General features: G+C 55.9%; 17 protein-coding genes and 1 tRNA gene. 10 read left to right on the top strand and 8 right to left on the bottom strand.

What is annotated here, in order from left to right:
* Nucleotides 1–77 precede the first annotated feature (77 nt).
* Nucleotides 78–2303, top strand: coding sequence for a glycoside hydrolase family 57 protein (locus VNX88_11930; GenBank protein HWY69370.1), 2226 nt, complete (start codon nt 78–80; stop codon nt 2301–2303).
* Nucleotides 2304–2330: 27 nt separating this feature from the next.
* Here the strand turns inward: VNX88_11930 and VNX88_11925 are convergent, their stop codons facing one another.
* The gene (locus VNX88_11925; protein ID HWY69369.1) at nt 2331–4190 is read right to left on the bottom strand and encodes an alginate lyase family protein; all 1860 of its coding nucleotides are present in this window, start codon (nt 4188–4190) and stop codon (nt 2331–2333) included.
* A gap of 451 nt (nt 4191–4641) precedes the next feature.
* On the opposite strand from VNX88_11925, the gene VNX88_11920 reads away from it, so the two are divergent.
* Both VNX88_11920 and VNX88_11915 read left to right on the top strand, forming a co-directional pair.
* Entirely contained in the window at nt 4642–5535 is an 894-nt protein-coding gene (locus tag VNX88_11920; GenBank protein ID HWY69368.1) for a CPBP family intramembrane glutamic endopeptidase, read from the top strand.
* A 54-nt stretch (nt 5536–5589) separates the two neighbouring features.
* On the top strand, nt 5590–6168 hold the full coding sequence (locus tag VNX88_11915) for a cytochrome c (GenBank protein ID HWY69367.1): 579 nt from the start codon (nt 5590–5592) through the stop codon (nt 6166–6168).
* Between the two features lie 2 nt (nt 6169–6170).
* Here the strand turns inward: VNX88_11915 and VNX88_11910 are convergent, their stop codons facing one another.
* Together VNX88_11910 and VNX88_11905 are read right to left on the bottom strand one after the other, a co-directional pair.
* Nucleotides 6171–6917: an anti-sigma factor gene (locus VNX88_11910; GenBank protein HWY69366.1), complete on the bottom strand. Its 747-nt coding sequence runs from the start codon at nt 6915–6917 to the stop codon at nt 6171–6173.
* Complete coding sequence (locus VNX88_11905; GenBank protein ID HWY69365.1) at nt 6910–7461, bottom strand: sigma-70 family RNA polymerase sigma factor; 552 nt, start codon at nt 7459–7461, stop codon at nt 6910–6912. The genes VNX88_11910 and VNX88_11905 overlap by 8 nt, the downstream gene beginning before the upstream one ends.
* Before the next feature lie 148 nt (nt 7462–7609).
* Between VNX88_11905 and VNX88_11900 the strand changes: the two genes are divergently transcribed.
* The 4 genes from VNX88_11900 to dapA all read left to right on the top strand — a co-directional run bounded on the left by VNX88_11900 (nt 7610) and on the right by dapA (nt 10865).
* The gene (locus VNX88_11900) at nt 7610–8647 is read left to right on the top strand and encodes a metallophosphoesterase (GenBank protein ID HWY69364.1); all 1038 of its coding nucleotides are present in this window, start codon (nt 7610–7612) and stop codon (nt 8645–8647) included.
* Nucleotides 8648–8794: 147 nt separating this feature from the next.
* Nucleotides 8795–9220, top strand: a complete 426-nt coding sequence (locus VNX88_11895) for a c-type cytochrome (protein HWY69363.1) — start codon at nt 8795–8797, stop codon at nt 9218–9220.
* A 38-nt stretch (nt 9221–9258) separates the two neighbouring features.
* The gene (locus VNX88_11890; protein ID HWY69362.1) at nt 9259–9783 is read left to right on the top strand and encodes a heme-binding domain-containing protein; all 525 of its coding nucleotides are present in this window, start codon (nt 9259–9261) and stop codon (nt 9781–9783) included.
* A gap of 179 nt (nt 9784–9962) precedes the next feature.
* Entirely contained in the window at nt 9963–10865 is a 903-nt protein-coding gene (gene dapA, locus VNX88_11885; protein HWY69361.1) for a 4-hydroxy-tetrahydrodipicolinate synthase, read from the top strand.
* A gap of 239 nt (nt 10866–11104) precedes the next feature.
* Here the strand turns inward: dapA and VNX88_11880 are convergent, their stop codons facing one another.
* Nucleotides 11105–12214, bottom strand: coding sequence for a glycosyltransferase (locus VNX88_11880; protein HWY69360.1), 1110 nt, complete (start codon nt 12212–12214; stop codon nt 11105–11107).
* On the bottom strand, nt 12211–13008 hold the full coding sequence (locus VNX88_11875) for a PIG-L family deacetylase (protein HWY69359.1): 798 nt from the start codon (nt 13006–13008) through the stop codon (nt 12211–12213). Before VNX88_11875 ends, VNX88_11880 begins: the two co-directional genes overlap by 4 nt.
* 60 nt (nt 13009–13068) lie before the next feature.
* On the opposite strand from VNX88_11875, the gene VNX88_11870 reads away from it, so the two are divergent.
* The gene (locus tag VNX88_11870; protein HWY69358.1) at nt 13069–13893 is read left to right on the top strand and encodes a 2,3,4,5-tetrahydropyridine-2,6-dicarboxylate N-succinyltransferase; all 825 of its coding nucleotides are present in this window, start codon (nt 13069–13071) and stop codon (nt 13891–13893) included.
* 53 nt (nt 13894–13946) lie between these two features.
* Here the strand turns inward: VNX88_11870 and VNX88_11865 are convergent, their stop codons facing one another.
* The gene (locus tag VNX88_11865) at nt 13947–15899 is read right to left on the bottom strand and encodes a tetratricopeptide repeat protein (GenBank protein ID HWY69357.1); all 1953 of its coding nucleotides are present in this window, start codon (nt 15897–15899) and stop codon (nt 13947–13949) included.
* Nucleotides 15900–16064: 165 nt separating this feature from the next.
* Between VNX88_11865 and VNX88_11860 the strand changes: the two genes are divergently transcribed.
* Nucleotides 16065–17315, top strand: a complete 1251-nt coding sequence (locus tag VNX88_11860) for a vanadium-dependent haloperoxidase (protein ID HWY69356.1) — start codon at nt 16065–16067, stop codon at nt 17313–17315.
* Nucleotides 17316–17509: 194 nt separating this feature from the next.
* Here VNX88_11860 and VNX88_11855 read toward each other — a convergent pair.
* Nucleotides 17510–17599: transfer RNA gene (locus VNX88_11855), tRNA-Ser, on the bottom strand.
* Nucleotides 17600–17677: 78 nt separating this feature from the next.
* Nucleotides 17678–18142, bottom strand: coding sequence for a tRNA adenosine(34) deaminase TadA (gene tadA, locus VNX88_11850; protein ID HWY69355.1), 465 nt, complete (start codon nt 18140–18142; stop codon nt 17678–17680).
* 301 nt (nt 18143–18443) lie between these two features.
* Between tadA and VNX88_11845 the strand changes: the two genes are divergently transcribed.
* A complete protein-coding gene (locus VNX88_11845) occupies nt 18444–19184 on the top strand; it encodes a hypothetical protein (GenBank protein ID HWY69354.1) in 741 nt (246 codons plus the stop codon).
* The last annotated feature ends 83 nt before the right edge of the window (nt 19185–19267 follow it).

Here is a 19267-nt window from a genome sequence, read left to right as displayed (position 1 = left end):
ATCTATACGCAAGTCTAGCATCGCTTTCCAGAACGTCCTGAGGTGGGACTCTAGACGCTTAATTACACTAGGTAACGATGCCCGCGATTCGTCTCATTTTCCTCTGGCACATGCACCAGCCCTTCTACAAAGACTTGGTTACGGGTGAGTACCGTCTTCCATGGGTAAGGATGCACGCACTCAAGGACTACTACGGCATGGTGAAGCTGCTCGATGAATTCCCCCGCGTCCACCAGAACTTCAACCTGGTCCCGTCGCTAGTCGCGCAGATCGAGGACTACGTGACCGGGAACGCAAGGGACTCCTGGAGAGATCTAATTGCGAAGCCAGCGAAAGATCTCAACGAGCAGGAAAAGGAATTCGCGCTCACGTACTTGTTTCAAGCCAACCACACGCATCAAGTTGCCCGATATCCCCGCTATTTTGAGCTGTTACAAAAGCGTGGCAAATACAAGTCGGCCGATCTTGCAGTTCCGCATTTCGGTACACAGGACTTTGCTGATCTGCAGATCCTGTCTCAACTCGCATGGTTTGATGAGTTTTTTCTCGATGAACCGGAAGTCGCGGCGCTCATTGAGAAGGGACGCTATTTCGATCGCGCTGACCACGAAGCCCTACTCGGAGTAGAAAGTCGCCTTTTGGCCAGCGTTATACCCGCATACCGTGCCGCCACAGATCGTGGTGGGATTGAACTATCAACGACGCCGTTCTTTCACCCCATACTTCCACTGGTTTGCGATACGAACAATGGTCGACTGAGTAGCCCCGGATTGCCCTTGCCCCGCCGACGCTTTCTGCAGGCCAATGATGCACTTGAGCAAATGCGACGTGCGATTGAGTTCCACGAGCGGACCTTTGGCCATCGGCCTTCGGGCATGTGGCCGTCGGAAGGCAGCGTGTCCGACGAAGTGCTTAAACTTGCAAAGCAGCTTGGACTGAAATGGCTGGCGACAGACGAAGGCGTTCTTGGCCGCTCAACGCGCAGTTACTTCGAGCGCAACTCCGCAGGCCAACTGATGGCGGATTCGGCCCAGCGTCTTTACCAACTCTATCGTCATGGCGAAAAAGAAGACGGCGTCGCGCTCGTCTTCCGCGATCACAATCTTTCCGATCTCATTGGATTCGTCTATTCGGGTGTGCCTCCGAAGGATGCAGCAACCCATTTTGTGAAGAGCGCCAAGGCATCGGCGCAGGCGGTGCTCGCTACTGGTCGAGACGCAATCGTGCCTATCATTCTCGATGGAGAGAATGCGTGGGAGCATTTCCCTGCCTCTGGCCGCGAGTTTCTGCGGAGGCTGTATCACGCTATTGAATCTGATCCGCAGATCGAGCCGCTCACGATCTCTGAAGTCATCGAGCGGACCAACGACGCGACTCCACTCACATCGCTGGTTCCTGGATCATGGATCAACGCCAACTTCAATGTGTGGATTGGGGCGCCGGAAGACAATTTCGCCTGGGACTATCTTGCAGAGGCGCGCGATTTCTACGAACACCATTCCCAGAATGCAACCGCTGACAACCGGCGACTCGCCTATGAGGAATTGCTCATTGCAGAAGGAAGCGATTGGAATTGGTGGTACGGTCCCGAGCATCACTCTGCGAACGATCGCGATTTTGATGAGCTCTATCGCAATCATTTGTCGAATGTCTATCGGCTACTCGGGGCGAATCCACCAGACTATCTCCACCACCCAATCTCCGCCGAGACCATCGGCAAGACGCGGACCATTCCGCAGACCGCGTTCATTTTTCCTCAAATCGGCTCGCCCAATATCGGATACTTCGACTGGTTAGGCGCGGCCTCTTTCACCGCCGATCGCCGCGGCTCGTCAATGCACGGAAAGAAATTTCTTCTTGAGCGAGCATACGCCGGCATCAACGAGCGGGATTTCTTTCTCCGGCTTGATTTTGCGAACGAATTGCAGGGTGGCCATCAAGTTGAGACTCGCATCGAAGTGCAACCATCCAGGCCGGAGCAATCGAGGCGGACGTTCGTAGTCAAGTTTCACCTCTCTGGCAGGAAAATGCTCAGCGCCGAGATCTCTCGAACAGATGGAGGCGAGAGTAACGGAAGTCCTTCGAACCCCGGGAAAGAGCACGTCGAAAGCAACTTTGAAAAAGTGCTGCGCGCCAAGCTCCCGCTTTCCACACTCGGCGCCCAACTCGGAGACACTCTTCTGCTGCGCTTCACCATCTCGAGCGAGCAGCTCCCCATAGATTCATTGCCCACTCAGGGATGGATAGAGCTGCCGATAGTTGCAGAAGAGCAGATGCTCGAGAGCGGCGATCAGGTCTGGTGAGCGAAGGAGTCTAGCGACCCGCGGCATTCAGCTCGGCGACTCCGCAATCCGCCCTGAACCGGCCGGACGCAAGCACACGCGGTAGCGTTCACCATTCGAGCCGACCTCCACGACAGTTTCGTCTACCTTGATCACGCTTACTGCTGACGGAGCCAGCACTGTCACAAATCGAACGGGCAACGGCTCCTGCGTTTCTACGGCGAGAGAAATGGCAGGATCCTTTTGACCATAATAGAGCGACCGCCAACCTCGAATCTGATAATCGGACCTGGGAATACTTGAATCGGGATCGGAAGACACTCTTCCCCCAATTACCAGAGTGGGAGTATTCAACTTCGTGGCGTGAACACAACATTGGAAATCGCCGACAGCAGTCTGCAATGTCAGGCGCAGGTCACTTGAGCGCCATCCATGCCGACAGTCTTCGAACAGCCAGTGCAGCCGAATATCTCCGCGAAAGTCTCCGCAAACATCGTCGACAACGATCCAGCAGTCCTCATCGCTGATGACGGCAACACATCGCCGATGCGTCGCGCCCAGCTTCTCATATCCATCATGCCACGCTTCGATTGCTCGGCATGAATCCCCAATCTCATACTTCAGAGAGTCTGCTTGAGCCCAATCGAGCCAGAGAAATCGGCCAGCGCGCGTCATCTGGTCGCGGCGGCCTACTGTGATCGTGTTGTGAACAGCGGTACCAGCCAGTCCGTTCGTCCAAGGCGAAGGTGCGTTGTACAGATATGTTCCGGGATCACATGCGATGTTCTGTCCGCGCCACCAAAGATCGAGATGAAGCTGGTCGGCCTGGGAGGGGCGGTCCTCATAACGCGCCGCACGAAGCATCGCATGGCTCTCCCGCGCCACGAGCTTTAGGTATCCGGACTCTGGTTGCTTCGTCTCAACGTCGATTCTCGGCGGTCTACGCTTGCCCTCAAGCCGCTGAGTTAGTTCTGTCCCGAACAGCCATTGGGATTGCTCATCCCAGTTTCCTGTCTCAAAACAGAACTTCCTGTGCACCATGTAGTGCGCCGCTTGCAATGAGGGTCGATAGTCTAAGTAGTCACAGGGACTGAGAGGCAGGACGAGACTGCCATCGTTTGCGCCATAATTTGGCATTCTGCCAGTGGCCAGATCGCAGAAACGCAACATGAATTGCACGGCTCTGCTCAGAATCTGGTAGCACTCTTCGGAAAAACGGTGGTCGTTGACTTCGCCCAGCCGGAATGCCCAAACGAGATAATCAATCAATCCTCGCTGATAGTTAAAAGAGTGCTGAATGTAGCTGCCATCTTCATACACTTGCTCGAGAATCTGCGATTCGATTAGCTTTCGACCCAGCTCCATCCATTCGTCAGCTCGCCGAAATTCGGGAAACAGAATTCCGATTGTGAAGAGCCCAACAGCTTCACCAATTCCGTGATTGTTTCTCTGCGAGAGCGCGTACTGTATGAATGCAGAAATGCGATTGCCGTGTACTTCAATGATCCAAAGAAGCTTGGAAGTGCGCTCCTCTGTCGATGACGGAGAACTTGAGAATGCATGCAGTCCGAAGCTCCAGGCCATCACGCGAAGCGCAGCCTCTTGCCCGCTCGCCCAATTCACTCCTCGGTTCGGGGGATTCCTGTTTGCCCAGTCTTCAACCAAGTTCCAAAACGCCTCTGCGTACCGCTCGTCACGAGCTCTGGCGTAAGCCCTGGCCAGTAGGTAAGTAACAGAGAAGCGATTCGGCTCCCACACGAACTTCACGTCGTGAATCGCGCCAATGTCAATTTCTGACCAATGGCGAGTATCTTCGACGCGTCTGCCGTCCAGAGTATTGAAATGCCAGTCTGGAGGAAACCCAAGCTGCACCCACCGACTGAGAAAGAACGGCCACTCGCCGGACAAAATTCGATCGGCCTGCTCACAGGCGCTGCTTTCTGCTGGAGGAGCCGGAAGGGTACTACCCGAGAAGAAAAACCTTCCTTTGATTGCCTCCTTAGTCTTCTTCCGATCCCCTCCGGACGTGGGATCTACTAAATTGGAGGGCTCGAATTTCCACGCGCTTAGTGGGAGCCGTTTCCTCACTATCCCGAAATGGACCTCTGCGGCAAGCCGCAGCCGTTGGAGAACCCAGTTTGGACCGAGCTCACGCAAGATTTTCCAAGCCGTTGGAAGAGAGAACATTCTGGAACCAGATTAGGTGCCGGAAACGATTCGCAATTCTACAAGCGAATTCGATCAGGGCAGCAGAGTGTAACGCGGAAGACCTAAATTGAGAAAAATTGAGGCGCTGACCTCGCACTGCAAGAACCTCTAGTACACTTTTCGCGCCCGTTCCGTAGGAGCACAACCAGCCATGGTGAAGAGATCGCATGTTGTCATGTACGTCGCACTCGTTGCGCTGTTGAGTTTGCCTTGGTACCTGCTCGTAATCCACACGAAAGAGCTCGGTATGGGACAAGGGAGAGTTGTCCACACACTAATGTGGTGTCCGACTCTGGCCGCGCTGCTCACGTGCTACCTGGGTGGCATCAGCATCTCTTCGCTTGGATTTACCTGGCCTAAGCTGCGCTACATCGGTCTAGGGTATGGCCTACCCATTCTGTATGCGTTGCTGGCCTATATTCCATATTGGATTGCTGTACGCGGAAGTTTCAATTTGGCCGGCTTCTCGTACGCCAGCGCAACCTCGCTGCAGCTTCAGACAACAGGGCCGGCGCTGCTGCTCAATCTGTTTCTGTTGTTGGGTTACGGAGTCATAAGCGGGACAACTTCGGGATTGGGCGAAGAAATTGGATGGCGGGGATTTCTATTCCCGGCGCTACTGAAATTAGGCGGGCCTGTCAGTGCCATTTTGATCTCCGGTTTGATTTGGGCTCTCTGGCACTACCCGGGAATTCTAGGCTCAAACTACAACTCGGGAGGACCAGCATGGGTCGCTCTCGTGTGCTTCACCTGGATGGTGATCTCGGGTGCAGCGATCTTCGGATGGCTCCGCGTGAAATCCGGCTCAGTGTGGCCTGCTGCTATCGCTCACGGAAGCCACAATCTCTTCATTCAGGCCATTTGCGATCCCCTCACCCGCTCTTCCAGATCGGAAGCAATCTGGACGACGGAGTTCGGTATTTTGCTGGCGCTCACAACCACGATTGTCGCCTTGGTGTGCTGGCTACGATATCCACCAGAGCCAACGAGCCTGGTGGCCGTCACCACTCAGTCCAAACTTGTGATCGAGAACGCAGTAAGGTAATCACAGAGGAACTTAGAAAGCAGTCCAGGGCAGACTGGCTCTACAATTACGCGCATGCGTCCATCCCGCTTCCCTGCCTTTCTTGTGGGCCTCATCGTCGGCCTGATCATCGTCCCCGTTTCGGTCTACTCCTATTTCCGCTTCGGATTCGCACCAGTCGCTACTGCGGCTGCCGCGATGCCTTTTGAGAAGAGGTTTGCTCGAATGGGACTGCACGCCAGAATGGACAAAGAGTATCCCCGAAGCGCGCCCATTCAGGGAAATGAAGAAAACTACGCCGCTGGAGCCCACATTTATCGCGAGAACTGCGCGGTGTGTCACGGCGTAACAGGACAATCCATAACATCAGTCGCCAAGGGCATGTACCCTAGACCTCCACAACTTCTTGATCCACACCACATGGTTACAGACGATCCAGCGGGCGAAACCTACTGGAAGGTTTCCAACGGAATCCGCATGACGGGCATGCCATCGTTTCACGGATCTCTATCGGACACGCAAATGTGGCAAGTAAGCCTGCTGCTCGCGAATGCGGACAAGTTGCCGGCCAACGTTAACTTGGTTTTGAGTGAGCCTCTGCCTGCGGACCAACCCACTGCTGGATCCACAGCCGCTGGAAACGTGCGTCGTTAAGGTTATTTTCGCAGCAGGGAGGCTAATTCCGTTAGCTCCTGGCGATTCAGGTCGGAGATCGCGCAGTAGTACATTCCGGCCTGCTTCCATTCGACGAGATTGAATCCCTGCTGCGCCGTTGCCTGGGGCTCTTCATCCGACGCTGAAGTTGGCCAAGTAAATAGATTGATTACATGTTTACGCCGCTGATAGACGACGGCCGCGGCGTTATGACCATCGAGATACTCCAGACGCCCCCCGATCAATTCAAAGCCATCGGCTGAGAGATCTCGTACCTGCGGCGAGAAGTCGAGCTTCCCTGTAAACCAGGGCTTCACCGTGTGCTGGTCGGAGTTGGCTACGTCTGTTAAGTGACTAGCCATCAGTGAACGCACGTGGTCTGTGACGATTTCGCTCGCTACTTTGCGTTCGGAACGCTGACTTACATCGAGTACCAATGCCGCCGAAGCGAGCAAGAGCAAAGCCGCTACTGCTGCCCAGCTCCAGCGCGGAATCCGCCAGTGAATCACCGTCGGTTGTGGTCGTTCCTGCTGCTCCAACTCCCTCAACAAACGCGAGCGAAACTCCGAGGAAGGCTGATAGCGAAGATCAGCGGCCTGTACACCTTCCCGAAGAGCTCGATAGCTGGCTACCTCATTGGCGCAGTCGCCACACTCAGCCAGATGGTCTTCGAGCTCCATACTGCGCACGAGATCCAGCTCGTCGTCGAGGTAGGCGTGCAGGAGGTTGCGTTGTGCGTGACTAGCCATGGTGCTTTACCTCCATTCGTCTTTCTCCTGCAATCAACTGGCGCAACATGCTGCGACCCCGGGAGATCCTTGACATTACCGTACCAAGCGGCGAACGCGTGACTGCAGCGATTTCCTTATATGAAAGTTGTTCGAGTTCCCGCATAAGAATGACTTCCCGAAACTCCGCCGGCAGATTCTCGATTGCGCGACGCACCTGCTCAGCGGTTGCTTGCCGCAGGAACTCTGACTCCGGCGTGAGCGCCGTCTCGATGTCGGTATGCAGACGCTCGTCAAACTCCGCCGAATTCTGCTGCGGAAGCTGACGCCGAACCCAAGTGAGATACGTGTTACGCACGATCGTCAGAAGCCATACCCGGGCATCTTCGCCGCGAAATGTGTCGAAGAAGCGGAAAGCGCGCATCATCGCTTCCTGAGCAACGTCCTCGGCATCAGTTGTGTTTCGCGCCATCCAGCGAGCGAGGTTGAAGGCCGAATCGAGATGAGGCAACACCAAAGCCTCAAAGCGAGTGATCTTCTCGCGAGAATCTGCGGTGCTTTCCATTCTGAAGGCTTAGACTCCTGCCACCCACATTTGATTCCCGAAATTCCAACAAACTTTTCGTCCCAGCTCCCTTGCCTCCTGCAGGAATAGGCACGCCCGTCACGCAGTTCCTTCTCACGAAAGCCACTGAATCACAAAAGGAGCCCCCATGTCTCGCAAACAAAAAGACCGCGATCCCAACATCCTGGACGAGGACCAGAGCAAAGACGGCCTCGATCGCCGAGGATTTCTCAAGTGCATGGCCTGGGCCGGCACCGGACTCCTGTGGACGATCACTGCTGAAGGCATTCCCACATCCCACATCTTCGGCCACGACACAAAGAGCAAGAACACCAAATCGGCCCTGCGATTTGTCCAGATCAGCGACAGTCACATGGGATTCAACAAACCTGCCAATACCGATGTAGTCTCGACGCTCCAAGCCGCAGTGGACAGAATCAATAGCCTGCCGGAGCAGCCGGAGTTCATCATCCATACCGGCGACCTGAGCCATCAATCCAAGCCTGCCGAATTCGACACAATGGACCAAATCCTCAAGAGCGCTCACCCCAAGCAGATTTTCTACGTGCCCGGTGAGCACGACACATCAGTAGACGATGGCAAACAATACCTGGACCGTTACGGCAAAGACACCAAAGGCAAAGGCTGGTACAGCATGAATCACAAGGGAGTTCACTTTGTTGGACTCGTCAACGTGATTCAGCTCGAAGGCATGGGCCAGCTTGGCGACGAACAGATTGCCTGGTTGAAGGATGATCTGAGCGGAGTCTCCGCGAGTACCCCTGTAGTCGTATTCGCCCACATTCCCCTTTGGAGCGTTTATCCCGACTGGGGATGGGGGACGAAGGACAGCGAGCAGGCGTTCGCGCATTTGAAGCGATTCGGCTCGGTCACTGTGCTCAACGGCCATATTCACCAGGTAATGCAAAAGGTCGAAGGGAACGCGACATTCCATGCGGCGATGTCCACGGCTTTCCCCCAACCTGCACCGGGGTCTGCGCCGGCGCCAGGCCCAATGAAGGTCCCGGCCGAACGCCTACGCAGCGTGCTCGGTCTGGCGAATGTGCACTACGTACAGCAAAACCACAGCCTGGCCATCGTTGATTCACCGCTTGCAATAGCCGGTGATTCTCAAGAGCCGCATCCGTCCGCGCATCTCCTGCGCAGAGACCTGCTGATCGGTTAGACAGGGTGCGGCAGGGAGAGGCACGACTTCGAGTCGTGCCGGTACCTGAACCTCGTTTCAAAAAGGCTTTAGCCGCTGAGGTATTCGATTTTGGACCATGAAGTTGTTTTCAAAGCCTGCAAAGGCGAGCAAATGAGGACCCGTTTGATGCCACTTCGTTCGTGCTTTTCCAGACTCACGCCAACCCGCCTGATCTGCATTCCGCTCAGTGTGTATATGCTTGGCGTGATCTTTTTCCTTCCCTCCTCTTCTGCAGTAGTCACGCAGGAGGCGGATGCAGCCCGCGGCCATCAGCTGTTCGACAAACGTTGCGGCGGTTGCCACTCGCTCGACAACGACAAAGAAGGGCCGCGCCTGCGCGGTGTCTATGGCAGGAAAGCAGGCAGCGTCTCCACTTTCAAATACTCCGATTCGCTCGGAAAAGCTGGGATCACCTGGGACGACGCCAGCCTCGACAAATGGCTGACCGATCCGGACAAATTCATTAAGGATGTCGATATGGACTTTCACTTGGAAAAAGCAGATGAGCGGGCGGACGTAATCGCATATCTCAAACAACTATCCGGCAAGTAGCGAGCCACGCGATTCCGGAACCTCCGAGGCGGTAAAAAGTGAGCACTAACCTGACAACAAAACGGCGCTGGGGTGTGCGACGTCTCGGCACTTTCGCCGTGGCATTCCTTTTTCTTCTCTTCGTGCTGACGTTTGTTCATCCATTCGGCAACGCAAGAGTTGCCAATCCCAGTAAGGAACTGATGGTGTCAGCTCAAATTGAGCATCCAGTGCTCGATGTGATGCAGCGTGCCTGCCAGAACTGCCACTCTGAGCAAACGGCATGGCCCCTTTACAGTCGCGTGGCTCCAATTTCGTGGTTGATCGAGAGAGACGTGCAGGTGGGACGAAGCCATTGGAACATGTCGAACTGGGACCACTACAGTATCGACGAACGCGAAGATATCCTGTCCCGAATTGGACCAATGGTCCGGAACAGAAAGATGCCTCTTCCTAAATATCTTCTTCTACACCCAGAAGCGAAGCTCAGCGACGCCGATGTGGAGACTCTCTACCAATGGAGCCGCCGGGAGCGCAAGCGGTTAAAGGCCGAAGCTGACTCGGCGCCGCCGAACGACAAATGACTGTCTAAACAATGTGGTTCCGGCCGCCCTCGGCCGGCTTCGAGAATTTGGTGATTTCGTGATCGTATGATTTCGCGATTTCAGATCACCAAATCACGAAATCGCCAAATCACAAAATTGCCGAAAGCGCCGGCCGGAACCACGTTATTTTTGGGGCTCGTTCGCGTTATCCTGTGGACATGAAACTTCGCGGTTGTGGCACCGCTATGGTGACGCCGTTTCGCAGAGATGGCGCCATCGACGAACCCGCTTTGCGATCTCTGATCGAATGGCAGATCAGCTCTGGCGTGCACTTCCTCGTGCCTTGCGGAACCACGGGAGAGACTCCAACTCTCAGTCGCGAAGAGTGGCTGCGCGTGATCGATATCACGATCGAGGTGGCGAACCGACGCGTGTCGATCGTCGCGGGCGCGACCTCCAACGCGACCGCTGAAGCTATCGAACGAGCTCAGACAGTAGCCTCGCGGAGAGGGGTAGACGCGATTCTTACTGCTTCGCCCTATTACAACAAGCCGACACAGGAAGGCCAATATCAGCACTTCAAAGCGATCGCCGAAGCTGTTGATAAGCCGCTCGTGCTCTACATCGTGCCTGGCAGGACCGCGGCAAACATAGAGCCCACAACTCTCGCTCGACTGGCAAAGATTAGGAACATTATCGCCGTAAAGGAAGCCAGCGGCAGTATGACTCAGATCGCCGAAGTGCTGAACGTAGTCCCGGATGATTTCATTGTGCTTTCAGGCGACGACGCCATCACGCTACCGGTGATCTCTCTTGGGGGACAAGGAATTATCTCAGTCGCGTCCAACGTCATTCCTGCCGAGCTTTCAAAAATGACACAAGCCGCACTCGACGGAGATTGGGTTGGGGCCCGCAAGCTCCATCGCAAATACCTGCCTCTGATGCAGGCGCTGTTCCTGGAGTCGAATCCAATGCCGGTTAAATGTATTCTCGCGATGATGGGACGAATCGATGAAAATTATCGTCTGCCGATGCTGCCGGTGAAGCCTGAAACTCGCAGCAAGCTCGAGCATGTAGCCGCCGAAGTCGGCCTGCTGGCAGACAGGGTTGCAGCGCGCTAGCTTCGAGTGGTTGGTGTTTCTTCGGCCGCCATTGTGATTGTGCTGAAGGACTGTGAAGTCTCTACAACTGTCATCCTGAGGCCCTGTTTGGCCGAAGGATCTTCCGGAATGTTTCAGGCTTGATTGGTGCGTCCCGGCTCTTTGGCCAGGATTCTCGTGAGAGAGCCTGGAGAGTGCCATTACAACTGAAGCATTGCGGGAGATCCTTCGGCCAACGTCTGACCTCAGGATGACAGTTCCTAGGGAAACGTATAGCGCACTTCACGGTCTTCAATCATCAGCCGATACAACTGCTCATATTTATCCGCCATGCCTCCCGATGAATAATGCTGTTCCGCATAGCGCCTGCAGTTTTCACTGGCAATCTGATCAATCCGCGAGATCGCCGCTACCATTTCATTCGAATCCTGCGCGAGGAGTGCGGTGATTCCATCTGCGACTACTTCAGGTAATGCACCCTGCCGCAGAGCGACCACAGGTGTACCGCACGCTGCTGCCTCCATCGCGACGATTGAACTCGTCTCGCCGATGTTGCTGGAAATTAACAGCGCCTTGGCATTCCGGATCAGGTCGATCTTCTCTGCGAACGTTGGGCGCTCGATGTATTTCGCCATGCTGCCGGCGCGCTTCAATCGGGGGATGATTTCGCGTGCAAAATATTTCTGGTGATACAAAAACGGATAAACCATTCCCGCTATGATCAGCTTCTTCCCTGCTGCGTGAGCTACATCGAGAGCAGTGTGCGTTCCCTTTTCTTCACAGATCCTGCCCAACCAGAGTAGATACTCGCGCCGTTCCTGCGCCACAGGCTTTGCTGGAAAGCGGTCTAATGCAATACCGTTGGAAGCGACGCCAATCACGTGAGCAGCGATATCCTCAAACTCCGCCGTTTGTTTCTGTGAGACACAATTGAAGAAGGCGTTTGTTGGTACGTCTGAAAACTTGACTTCTTTGTACAACGATCGAGGAAGATGCAGGGTAGCGAGTACAGGCAATCGGATATCTTTTGCGCGCTGCCAAAACCACCCGCTCACGTCATGCAGAAGATCGAATTGATTCTCAGCGCCGGAACGTAACCACTCGATTACCAGATGTGTCTGCTTTTCTGAGCGCGCCTCGAACTGATCGACCATTTCCGCCTGATTGCCAGTTTCAAACAACGCTCCCGCGACTTGCGAGCCCACACATGCAGCGACAGTGGTTTTGAATCCACGAGCATGCATCTCGCGTTCCAGCGTCCAGAGCACTTGCTCGGCCCCTCCGGCGCTGTGCTCGGAGACCGGCAACAGTGGATACGCTATGTATAAGACGCGCAGCGGGCTTCCTGCCGAAGTTGCCTTCAAGTTCATTTAAGGGACGTTGCCACTGTTGAAGAAAACGCAACGAAGGCGCCGCTAACGTCCTCGGCCGTCATCGGCCACTGCCACAGCTCGTAGTTCAATTTTCCCGCGTGTGGTCGACGTGAGTATGCATAGCTTGCTTGCGGACGGAACCGTTCAATCTCGATACTGAAAGACGGAAGCGAATCGAACTGCGATTTGTAACAACTAAGCATGCGCTGCTTGGCTTGAAGTTCCTCGCCCTTCACCGCGTGTTCGATAACCTCTGTGTCCTCATCGACAAATCGCTGATACACACCGCCGCCATCGGAGTTGCGGTGATACAGGGGAGCTTCCCACACGGGGAGTCGAAACGTGCGTCCCAGCTGCGCACTCAGAAAGCTGACTGAATCGTGGTCTGGGTGCCCACCTTCGTAAGCAAGCGTCAGGAGACATTCCGGTTGGCGTTGCTCCACAATCCGCGACAACGCAGCGAAGGCCGCCGGCAGCGCTCTATAAAGAAGCTGGTCGATCAGTGGAGCCTCCGATTCCTTCGACAGAAATTCAAGCTGGTCTACTCCAACCGCAGCCAGCGCGGCATTCGCTTCCTCCTCGCGAATTGCTGCGTATCGTTCGCGGGAACCGAAGCGACGCCAGAAATACGAATCCTCAGGAGCGCCGTCTGTTGCAAACACCACACACGGATCTTGCATCCGCTGCAACAGACCACCGCACATGATGGTCTCGTCGTCAGGGTGCGCAACGATAACCAGCGTACGACCGAGAAGCGGGGCTAGTTCTGCAGCTCTCAAGGATGCGGCCAAGCAGTCCTTCGCGTTTATACTCCACTGCAAATGTCCCATAGCTCACCCGCGACTGCAAACATGCAGAAAGAGATCGAGAGGTTATTTGAGGCTGGAAATCACGCCCATGAAGTTCCCCAGGCACACGCAACCTTCGAACGATTCCGCGAAGCGCTCAGCCACGGCGAAATCCGCGCCGCCGAGAAGAGGGATGGAAAGTGGCATGTAAACACATGGGTAAAGCAGGGCATCCTCGTAGGATTCCGAATCGGCACCTTGCATGAGTGGCAGGCGGGCGCGCTCTCATTCGTTGACAAAGTCACATATCCGCCGCGCAGGTTCGAAGTCTCAGACCGCGTACGCCTCGTGCCCGGAGGGTCTTCCGTCCGTTGCGGAGCCTACGTAGCGCCCTCCGTCATTTGCATGCCGCCGATGTTTATCAATGCCGGAGCCTATGTCGATGAGTGCACGATGGTCGATTCTCATGCCCTGGTTGGCTCCTGCGCGCAAATTGGCAAACGTGTGCATTTGAGTGCGGCAGCACAAGTGGGTGGAGTGCTCGAGCCAGTGAACGCGTCGCCTGTCATTATTGAGGACGATGTGCTCGTAGGCGGCAATTGCGGAATCTATGAAGGAACCCTGGTTCGCAGCCGCGCTGTGCTGGGGGCGGGCACAATTCTCACTCGCTCGACACCTGTCTACGACCTCGTTAGAGGCGAAGTGCTGCGTTCTTCCACCGATCGCGTGCTTGAGATTCCCGAGCGAGCCGTTGTGGTACCGGGATCGAGGGCAGTATCCCGCGGCAAAGGCCAGGAGTGGGGACTATCGCTCTACACTCCGGTGATCGTGAAATATCGCGACGAAAAAACCGATCTGTCGATCGAACTAGAGGATCTGCTGCGGTAGATCGTCTTTACGCGAATCACGCTGAAGACAGAATAAATGAACAGACAGCCTTCCTAATTCAGGCCAACGCGGCGGACAAGGTCCTTAAAACGGGGATCCTCGCGCACCGGATCAAAGTAGGGGTGTACTTTGAGAAACTGCAGAATGTTTGACTGCTCCTGGTAGGCGTGTTCCAGCCAGACAAATATTTGTTCCCGATCGTCGAGCCCCAGGTGGGCATTCACGAATGCAGCGGCCGGAACATAACCTTTCTCGCGTCGCCGCTTCAACTCGTCGAGGAGACGAAGCGCATCGTTGCGCCGATCGGCATGCGCGTATGCCCTGATCAGCACACCGATAACGCCCGGGCTGCGGTTAGAAACCGAAAGCGCCTTCTCGAGCACGGGAATTGCCTCCTCAGGTTGACCGTTGCCGGTAAGTGAAAATCCGAGGTACCAGAGGGCGCTTGCAGCGTTCGGTTCTACTGCCAAGACGCTGCGCAACTCATGTATGGCTTCGTCATAGCGGCCTGAGTAAAACAGAGTCTGACCGATGCTAACGCCCGAAACCGCAACCGGATCGAGTTGGCGACCGCGCTGGACCAGGGTGAGGGCCTCCTCCGTGCGCCCCTGGCATAGCAGCCAATGCGCAAGTCCGACATGCGCATCGGGGTCGTTCGGTTTCAAATCGAGCGCCCGTTTGTATTCAGCTTCGGCATCGCGCCACTGCCACTGTGCTTGATATACGTCCGCCAGCAGGACATGCGCTTCCGCGAGCTGCGGATCCAGCTCGAGGGCCTTCCGAGCTGCGCCGATTACTCTTGGACGTACTTCACTTGGGCGAGCGCCGATAAAGACCGTGCCAAGCTTGTCATAAGCGCCCGCAAGGCCGACGTACGCTGGTGCAAACGCCGGATCTTTCTTTATCGCCTCCTGAAAGTAACCAATGCCCTCCTCGAGGCCTGATCTGCTGTATGTGTTGTCTAATATGGACCGCCCCTTAAGATAACTCTCGTAGACTTCAGGTGAGATGGAACGCGCCGCGATCAGCCTCTGGTGTTCCCTTCCCGTGATCGTAACTTCGACCTTCGCTGCAATGGACTGCGCTACCTCGCTCTGCAGAGCAAGAACATCCTGCAACTCACGATCGTAACTCTCTGACCAGAAGTGCTCGTCCGATGCGGCGCGAATCAACTGCGCGTGAACGCGAATCCGGTTGCCCTCTCGAATCACTGATCCTTCGACGATGGCATCTACCCCGAGTGTTCTGGCAATTTCGGGAACCGAGAGCTGAGTATCCTTGAAGCGCATCACCGACGTGCGGGACGTAACGCGCAGGTCGTGGATGTCGGAGAGGCGCCCGATGAGATCCTCGGTCATGCCCTCAGCAACGTAGTCCTGTTTTGGGTCGCCCGAGAGGTTTTTCAACGGCAATACCGCCACCGACTTGATCGGCGGTTGCTTCGGGCTGGCACCTGCGCCCCGATACAATGCGAACCAGCCCGCGAGTGCCAGCAGAGCCAATGTCCCGAGCAGCACCCACAGGCGTTTAGATGAGGCTCTTTCTGCGGCTGGTAGAACAACAGAAGGCGCAGGACTCGGAGCCGTGACTTCGGGTACAAGGCTAACCGGTGAGGCTGGCGCGGCCGTCGCCGGCCGACCGTTGGTTACAGGTGCTATGAAGCGGTAGCCTCGCCGCGGAATGGTCTCGACGTATCGCGGTGTGTCCGAAGAATCCTCCAATACCTCCCGAATCCTGGCTACTGCGTTATTCAGCCCGTGATCAAAATCGACGAAGGTATCGGCCGACCAAACCTTGGACTGCAGTTCCTCGCGCGCCACTACCTCGCCCTGACGATCGACTAGAACGGCCAGGACTTGGATGGCTGGCCCGAAAGCCGCAGCCGCATTCCGTTCTTGCGCAGCTCTCCGGATCGGAGATCCATCTCGAAAGCGCCGAAACGGCGGACTGCTGGAGCCTGTGTTGGGGCCTGCATAAGGATTCTGTGGAGGCGAAAAGCCTATCACGGAAAGCGTACCTTTCGGAGATGAGCGCCGATCCTGTGTGGAATGACAGGCTTACCTTCTGATTCCAATTTGGTGCGGAAAGGACTCGGTCAGGATTGCGCAATTAAAGAGTAGAAAAGAGGATCGCTGGGGCCGCGATGCCGGCCGAACAAGGAGGAGAAAGAAATGAATGGACTCAAACGTATAGCAGCCGTCGCGACCTTGCTCATTGCACCTTGGGCAACTGCGCAAAATACCGTGACAGATTGGAACGCCACTGCAATTACCGAAGCTCGGAACAGCTCAGCGCCCGGGGCAGCAACTCCGGGCGGGGCAGGGATATACGTCGCTTACATGCAACTGGCAGTCTATAACGCCGTGAATGCAATCAAGGGAGGTTTCGAACCATATAAGTACAAGCTTATCGCTCCCGCGGGCGCGTCCCCCGATGCCGCGACGGTTGAAGCTGCATATCGCACGCTATTGTGGCTGCTGCCGGATCGCTCTGCTGCTCTTCTCACCGCATACACCGCATCGCTGTCAGCCATCCCTGACGGTCAAGCTAAAACGGATGGAATCAGCGTCGGCCTCGCTTCTGCCATGGCGATGAAAGATCTGCGCGCAGGTGACGGGCTAGGAGCAAACGTTGCCTACAATCCGCCAGCAAACCCGGTTCCGGGAGTTTGGATCCGCACACCACCGGGCTTCCTTCCCGCGCAGACGCCTTGGGTAGGGCAGATGCGGCCGTTCACGTTCGATGATCCGGGCCAATTTCTTCCCGAGCCACCGCCCGATTTGTCCAGCGATACCTGGGCCGATGATTACAACCAAGTGAAGGCGCTCGGAAGCATCAACAGTACAAAAAGGACGCCAAAGCAGACCGAGATCGCCCTTTTCTGGACGGAGCACACAACGGCCCAATATGGTCGCATGCTGCGCGCAAAAGTGGACGAACTGAACCTGAGCCTTTCGGATACAGCCAGATTGTTTGCCATGGCATATGCAGCCTCGGCGGATGGGATTATCGGCTGCTACAACGCGAAATATCGTTACAACTTCTGGCGGCCTGCGACCGCGATTCCGAATGGCGACATCGATGGGAACCCCGACACAGTGGCAGATCCTGCGTGGAAAACGCTCACAGCGACACCTGGCCATCCAGAATATCCGTCAGCCCACTCCTGCCTGACCGGAGCATTGGCCAATACGCTGAAGGCCTATTTTGGAACTCCGAATCTGCACATATCCCTTGACAGCACGGTTCCCAATACCACAAGTCCTCACGTCTTCGACAGCATCCGGGAGTGGCAGACCGAAATGGAATTTGCACGCATCTATGCCGGATTCCATTACCACCATTCAGTTGTGCAAGGACTTGTACTCGGTCACAAAGTCGCGCAGAACATGGTCCGAAACTATTTCAGGCCAGTGCGCTAGACCAGAGGTCAGACGCGCCTAGGGTTTATCCCTTCGGCCGCCTCTGACTTGTTCGATCTGTAGCATGTTCTCGACGCGTTTGGGGCCAGGCGGAACGCTTCCCATTCTGGGCTAGACTGACGGAGCAAGAAAACCGTGCGTCAGCCTCGCTGGACTACGGCAGACTTGGCGGAGTATGAAGTGACTTACTTAAATGGCGGAGAGGGAGGGATTCGAACCCCCGATACCCTTTCAGGTATGGCCGCTTTCGAGGCGGCTCGTTTCAACCGCTCACGCACCTCTCCGCGCCAAAAGCTCGTTGCAATCTGCCTGGAAGCAGAATTCCGTTCTGATTTCCATTCTAGCAGCCGTTCCGTGATTCGCTATTCACTTCCGAGTCTCCTCGTACGGAAGAACTCGCGCATTAGTTGAGAACACTGGCCTTCGAGGATCCCGCTCACTACTTCCATCTTGTGGTTCAGCCGTGGATGATTCAGCACGTTCATCACGGATTCGACCGCACCTGCCTTAGGATCGCTTGCGCCATAGATGAGACGTTTGAGCCGAGCATGGACCATGGCCCCCGCACACATAGCGCAAGGTTCGATAATGACGTACATCTCGCATCCTTCGAGCCGATGATTCCCGAGATGACCTCCGGCAGCACGCAATGCGACGATTTCCGCATGCGCGGAGGGATCGTGATCCCGTAAATTGCGGTTCTGTCCCGCGGCGATGAGTTCACCGTCCTTGACGATCACAGCTCCCACTGGAATCTCCCCAGCCTCTTGCGCTGCCTGGGCTTCGGTAAGTGCGCGCTGCATCCACAACTCACGCTCAGAAAGCATTGCGGCCGATTGTAAAGGTAAGACCAGAAGCTGGCAGGGCACTGCATTTTCCGGAGAAAGCATGTTAACCCTTTTGCACATAGGGTTGGGCGACACAAAATCTCTGGGAGACGCCTAATTCCGCAGCTCCGCTCATTCGGTGTTGACCCTTCCTAAATTTCGTATCTGGGAAAACCCCGCCATAGTAACCAATCTCTAACTCCCCATGTGATGACAGTTCGCGTGCGCCACTCGGGCTGAATCAAGCACCCACGATGTCCGGCAATTCCGGCCGGGCAGGAGAGATTAAGAGGAGTAGCTCATGAAGAAAGTGTTGTTAACATGCTCTGCACTGCTGCTGTCAGCCGGCATCGCTGTTGGCCAGACATCCAGTACAACCGACCCGAACAGTCAGAACCAAACACCGGCTGCGACAAGTTCGACCAGCCAGAATCCGTCATCGACTTCCAGCGCCACGCCATCCACGAGCAACACCAGCTCTGATATGAACCAGTCGGCAACGCCGAGCTCAAGCCAGAGCAGCGCAGCGCCGAGCGCAGCCTCTGGACAAACGTCAACGGCACCTGCCTCAACCGATCAGACATCGAGCCAGGCAAATCCGACCTCGGCTCCTTCGAGCACGTCTGATCCGAACGCAGCCCAGGCTCCAGGTGCAGCATCCAGCTCCAGCTCGACCAGTACGACGCCCAGCAGCAACGCTGCTGCGCCCCAGAGCTCGTCCAGCTCCACCAGCAGCCCAACCGATCAGAGCGCGCCGGCTTCATCCGCTGCGCCGTCTGCTTCGTCCTCTGCAACCAGCACGACCGATCAGAACGCCAGCGCTCCTGCCGCTTCCAGCACGACGACCGGCAGTAACGCTGCTGACCAGTCTGCTGCCAGCACGCAGTCGAACGCTGCCAGCGCCGATCAGAATGCCAACTCCGCTAACCAGAACGCAGGTAACGCCAACGGACTGCCCCAGACGGCATCTCCGCTGCCGCTGCTCGGACTGCTCGGATTCGGCTCATTCCTTACGGGACTAGTCGCACGTTTCCGTAAGTAAGCAAGACACAAACGCAAGTTAGAACGCCCGCGGCGAGAGTCTCGGGCGTTTTTGCTTGTCTGCAGACGAAGCACTTCCGCCAA

This window comes from Terriglobales bacterium, from assembly GCA_035567895.1.
In the GTDB taxonomy this organism is placed as follows: domain Bacteria; phylum Acidobacteriota; class Terriglobia; order Terriglobales; family Acidobacteriaceae; genus Gp1-AA112.
This window is presented reverse-complemented; position numbering and strand designations above follow the sequence as displayed.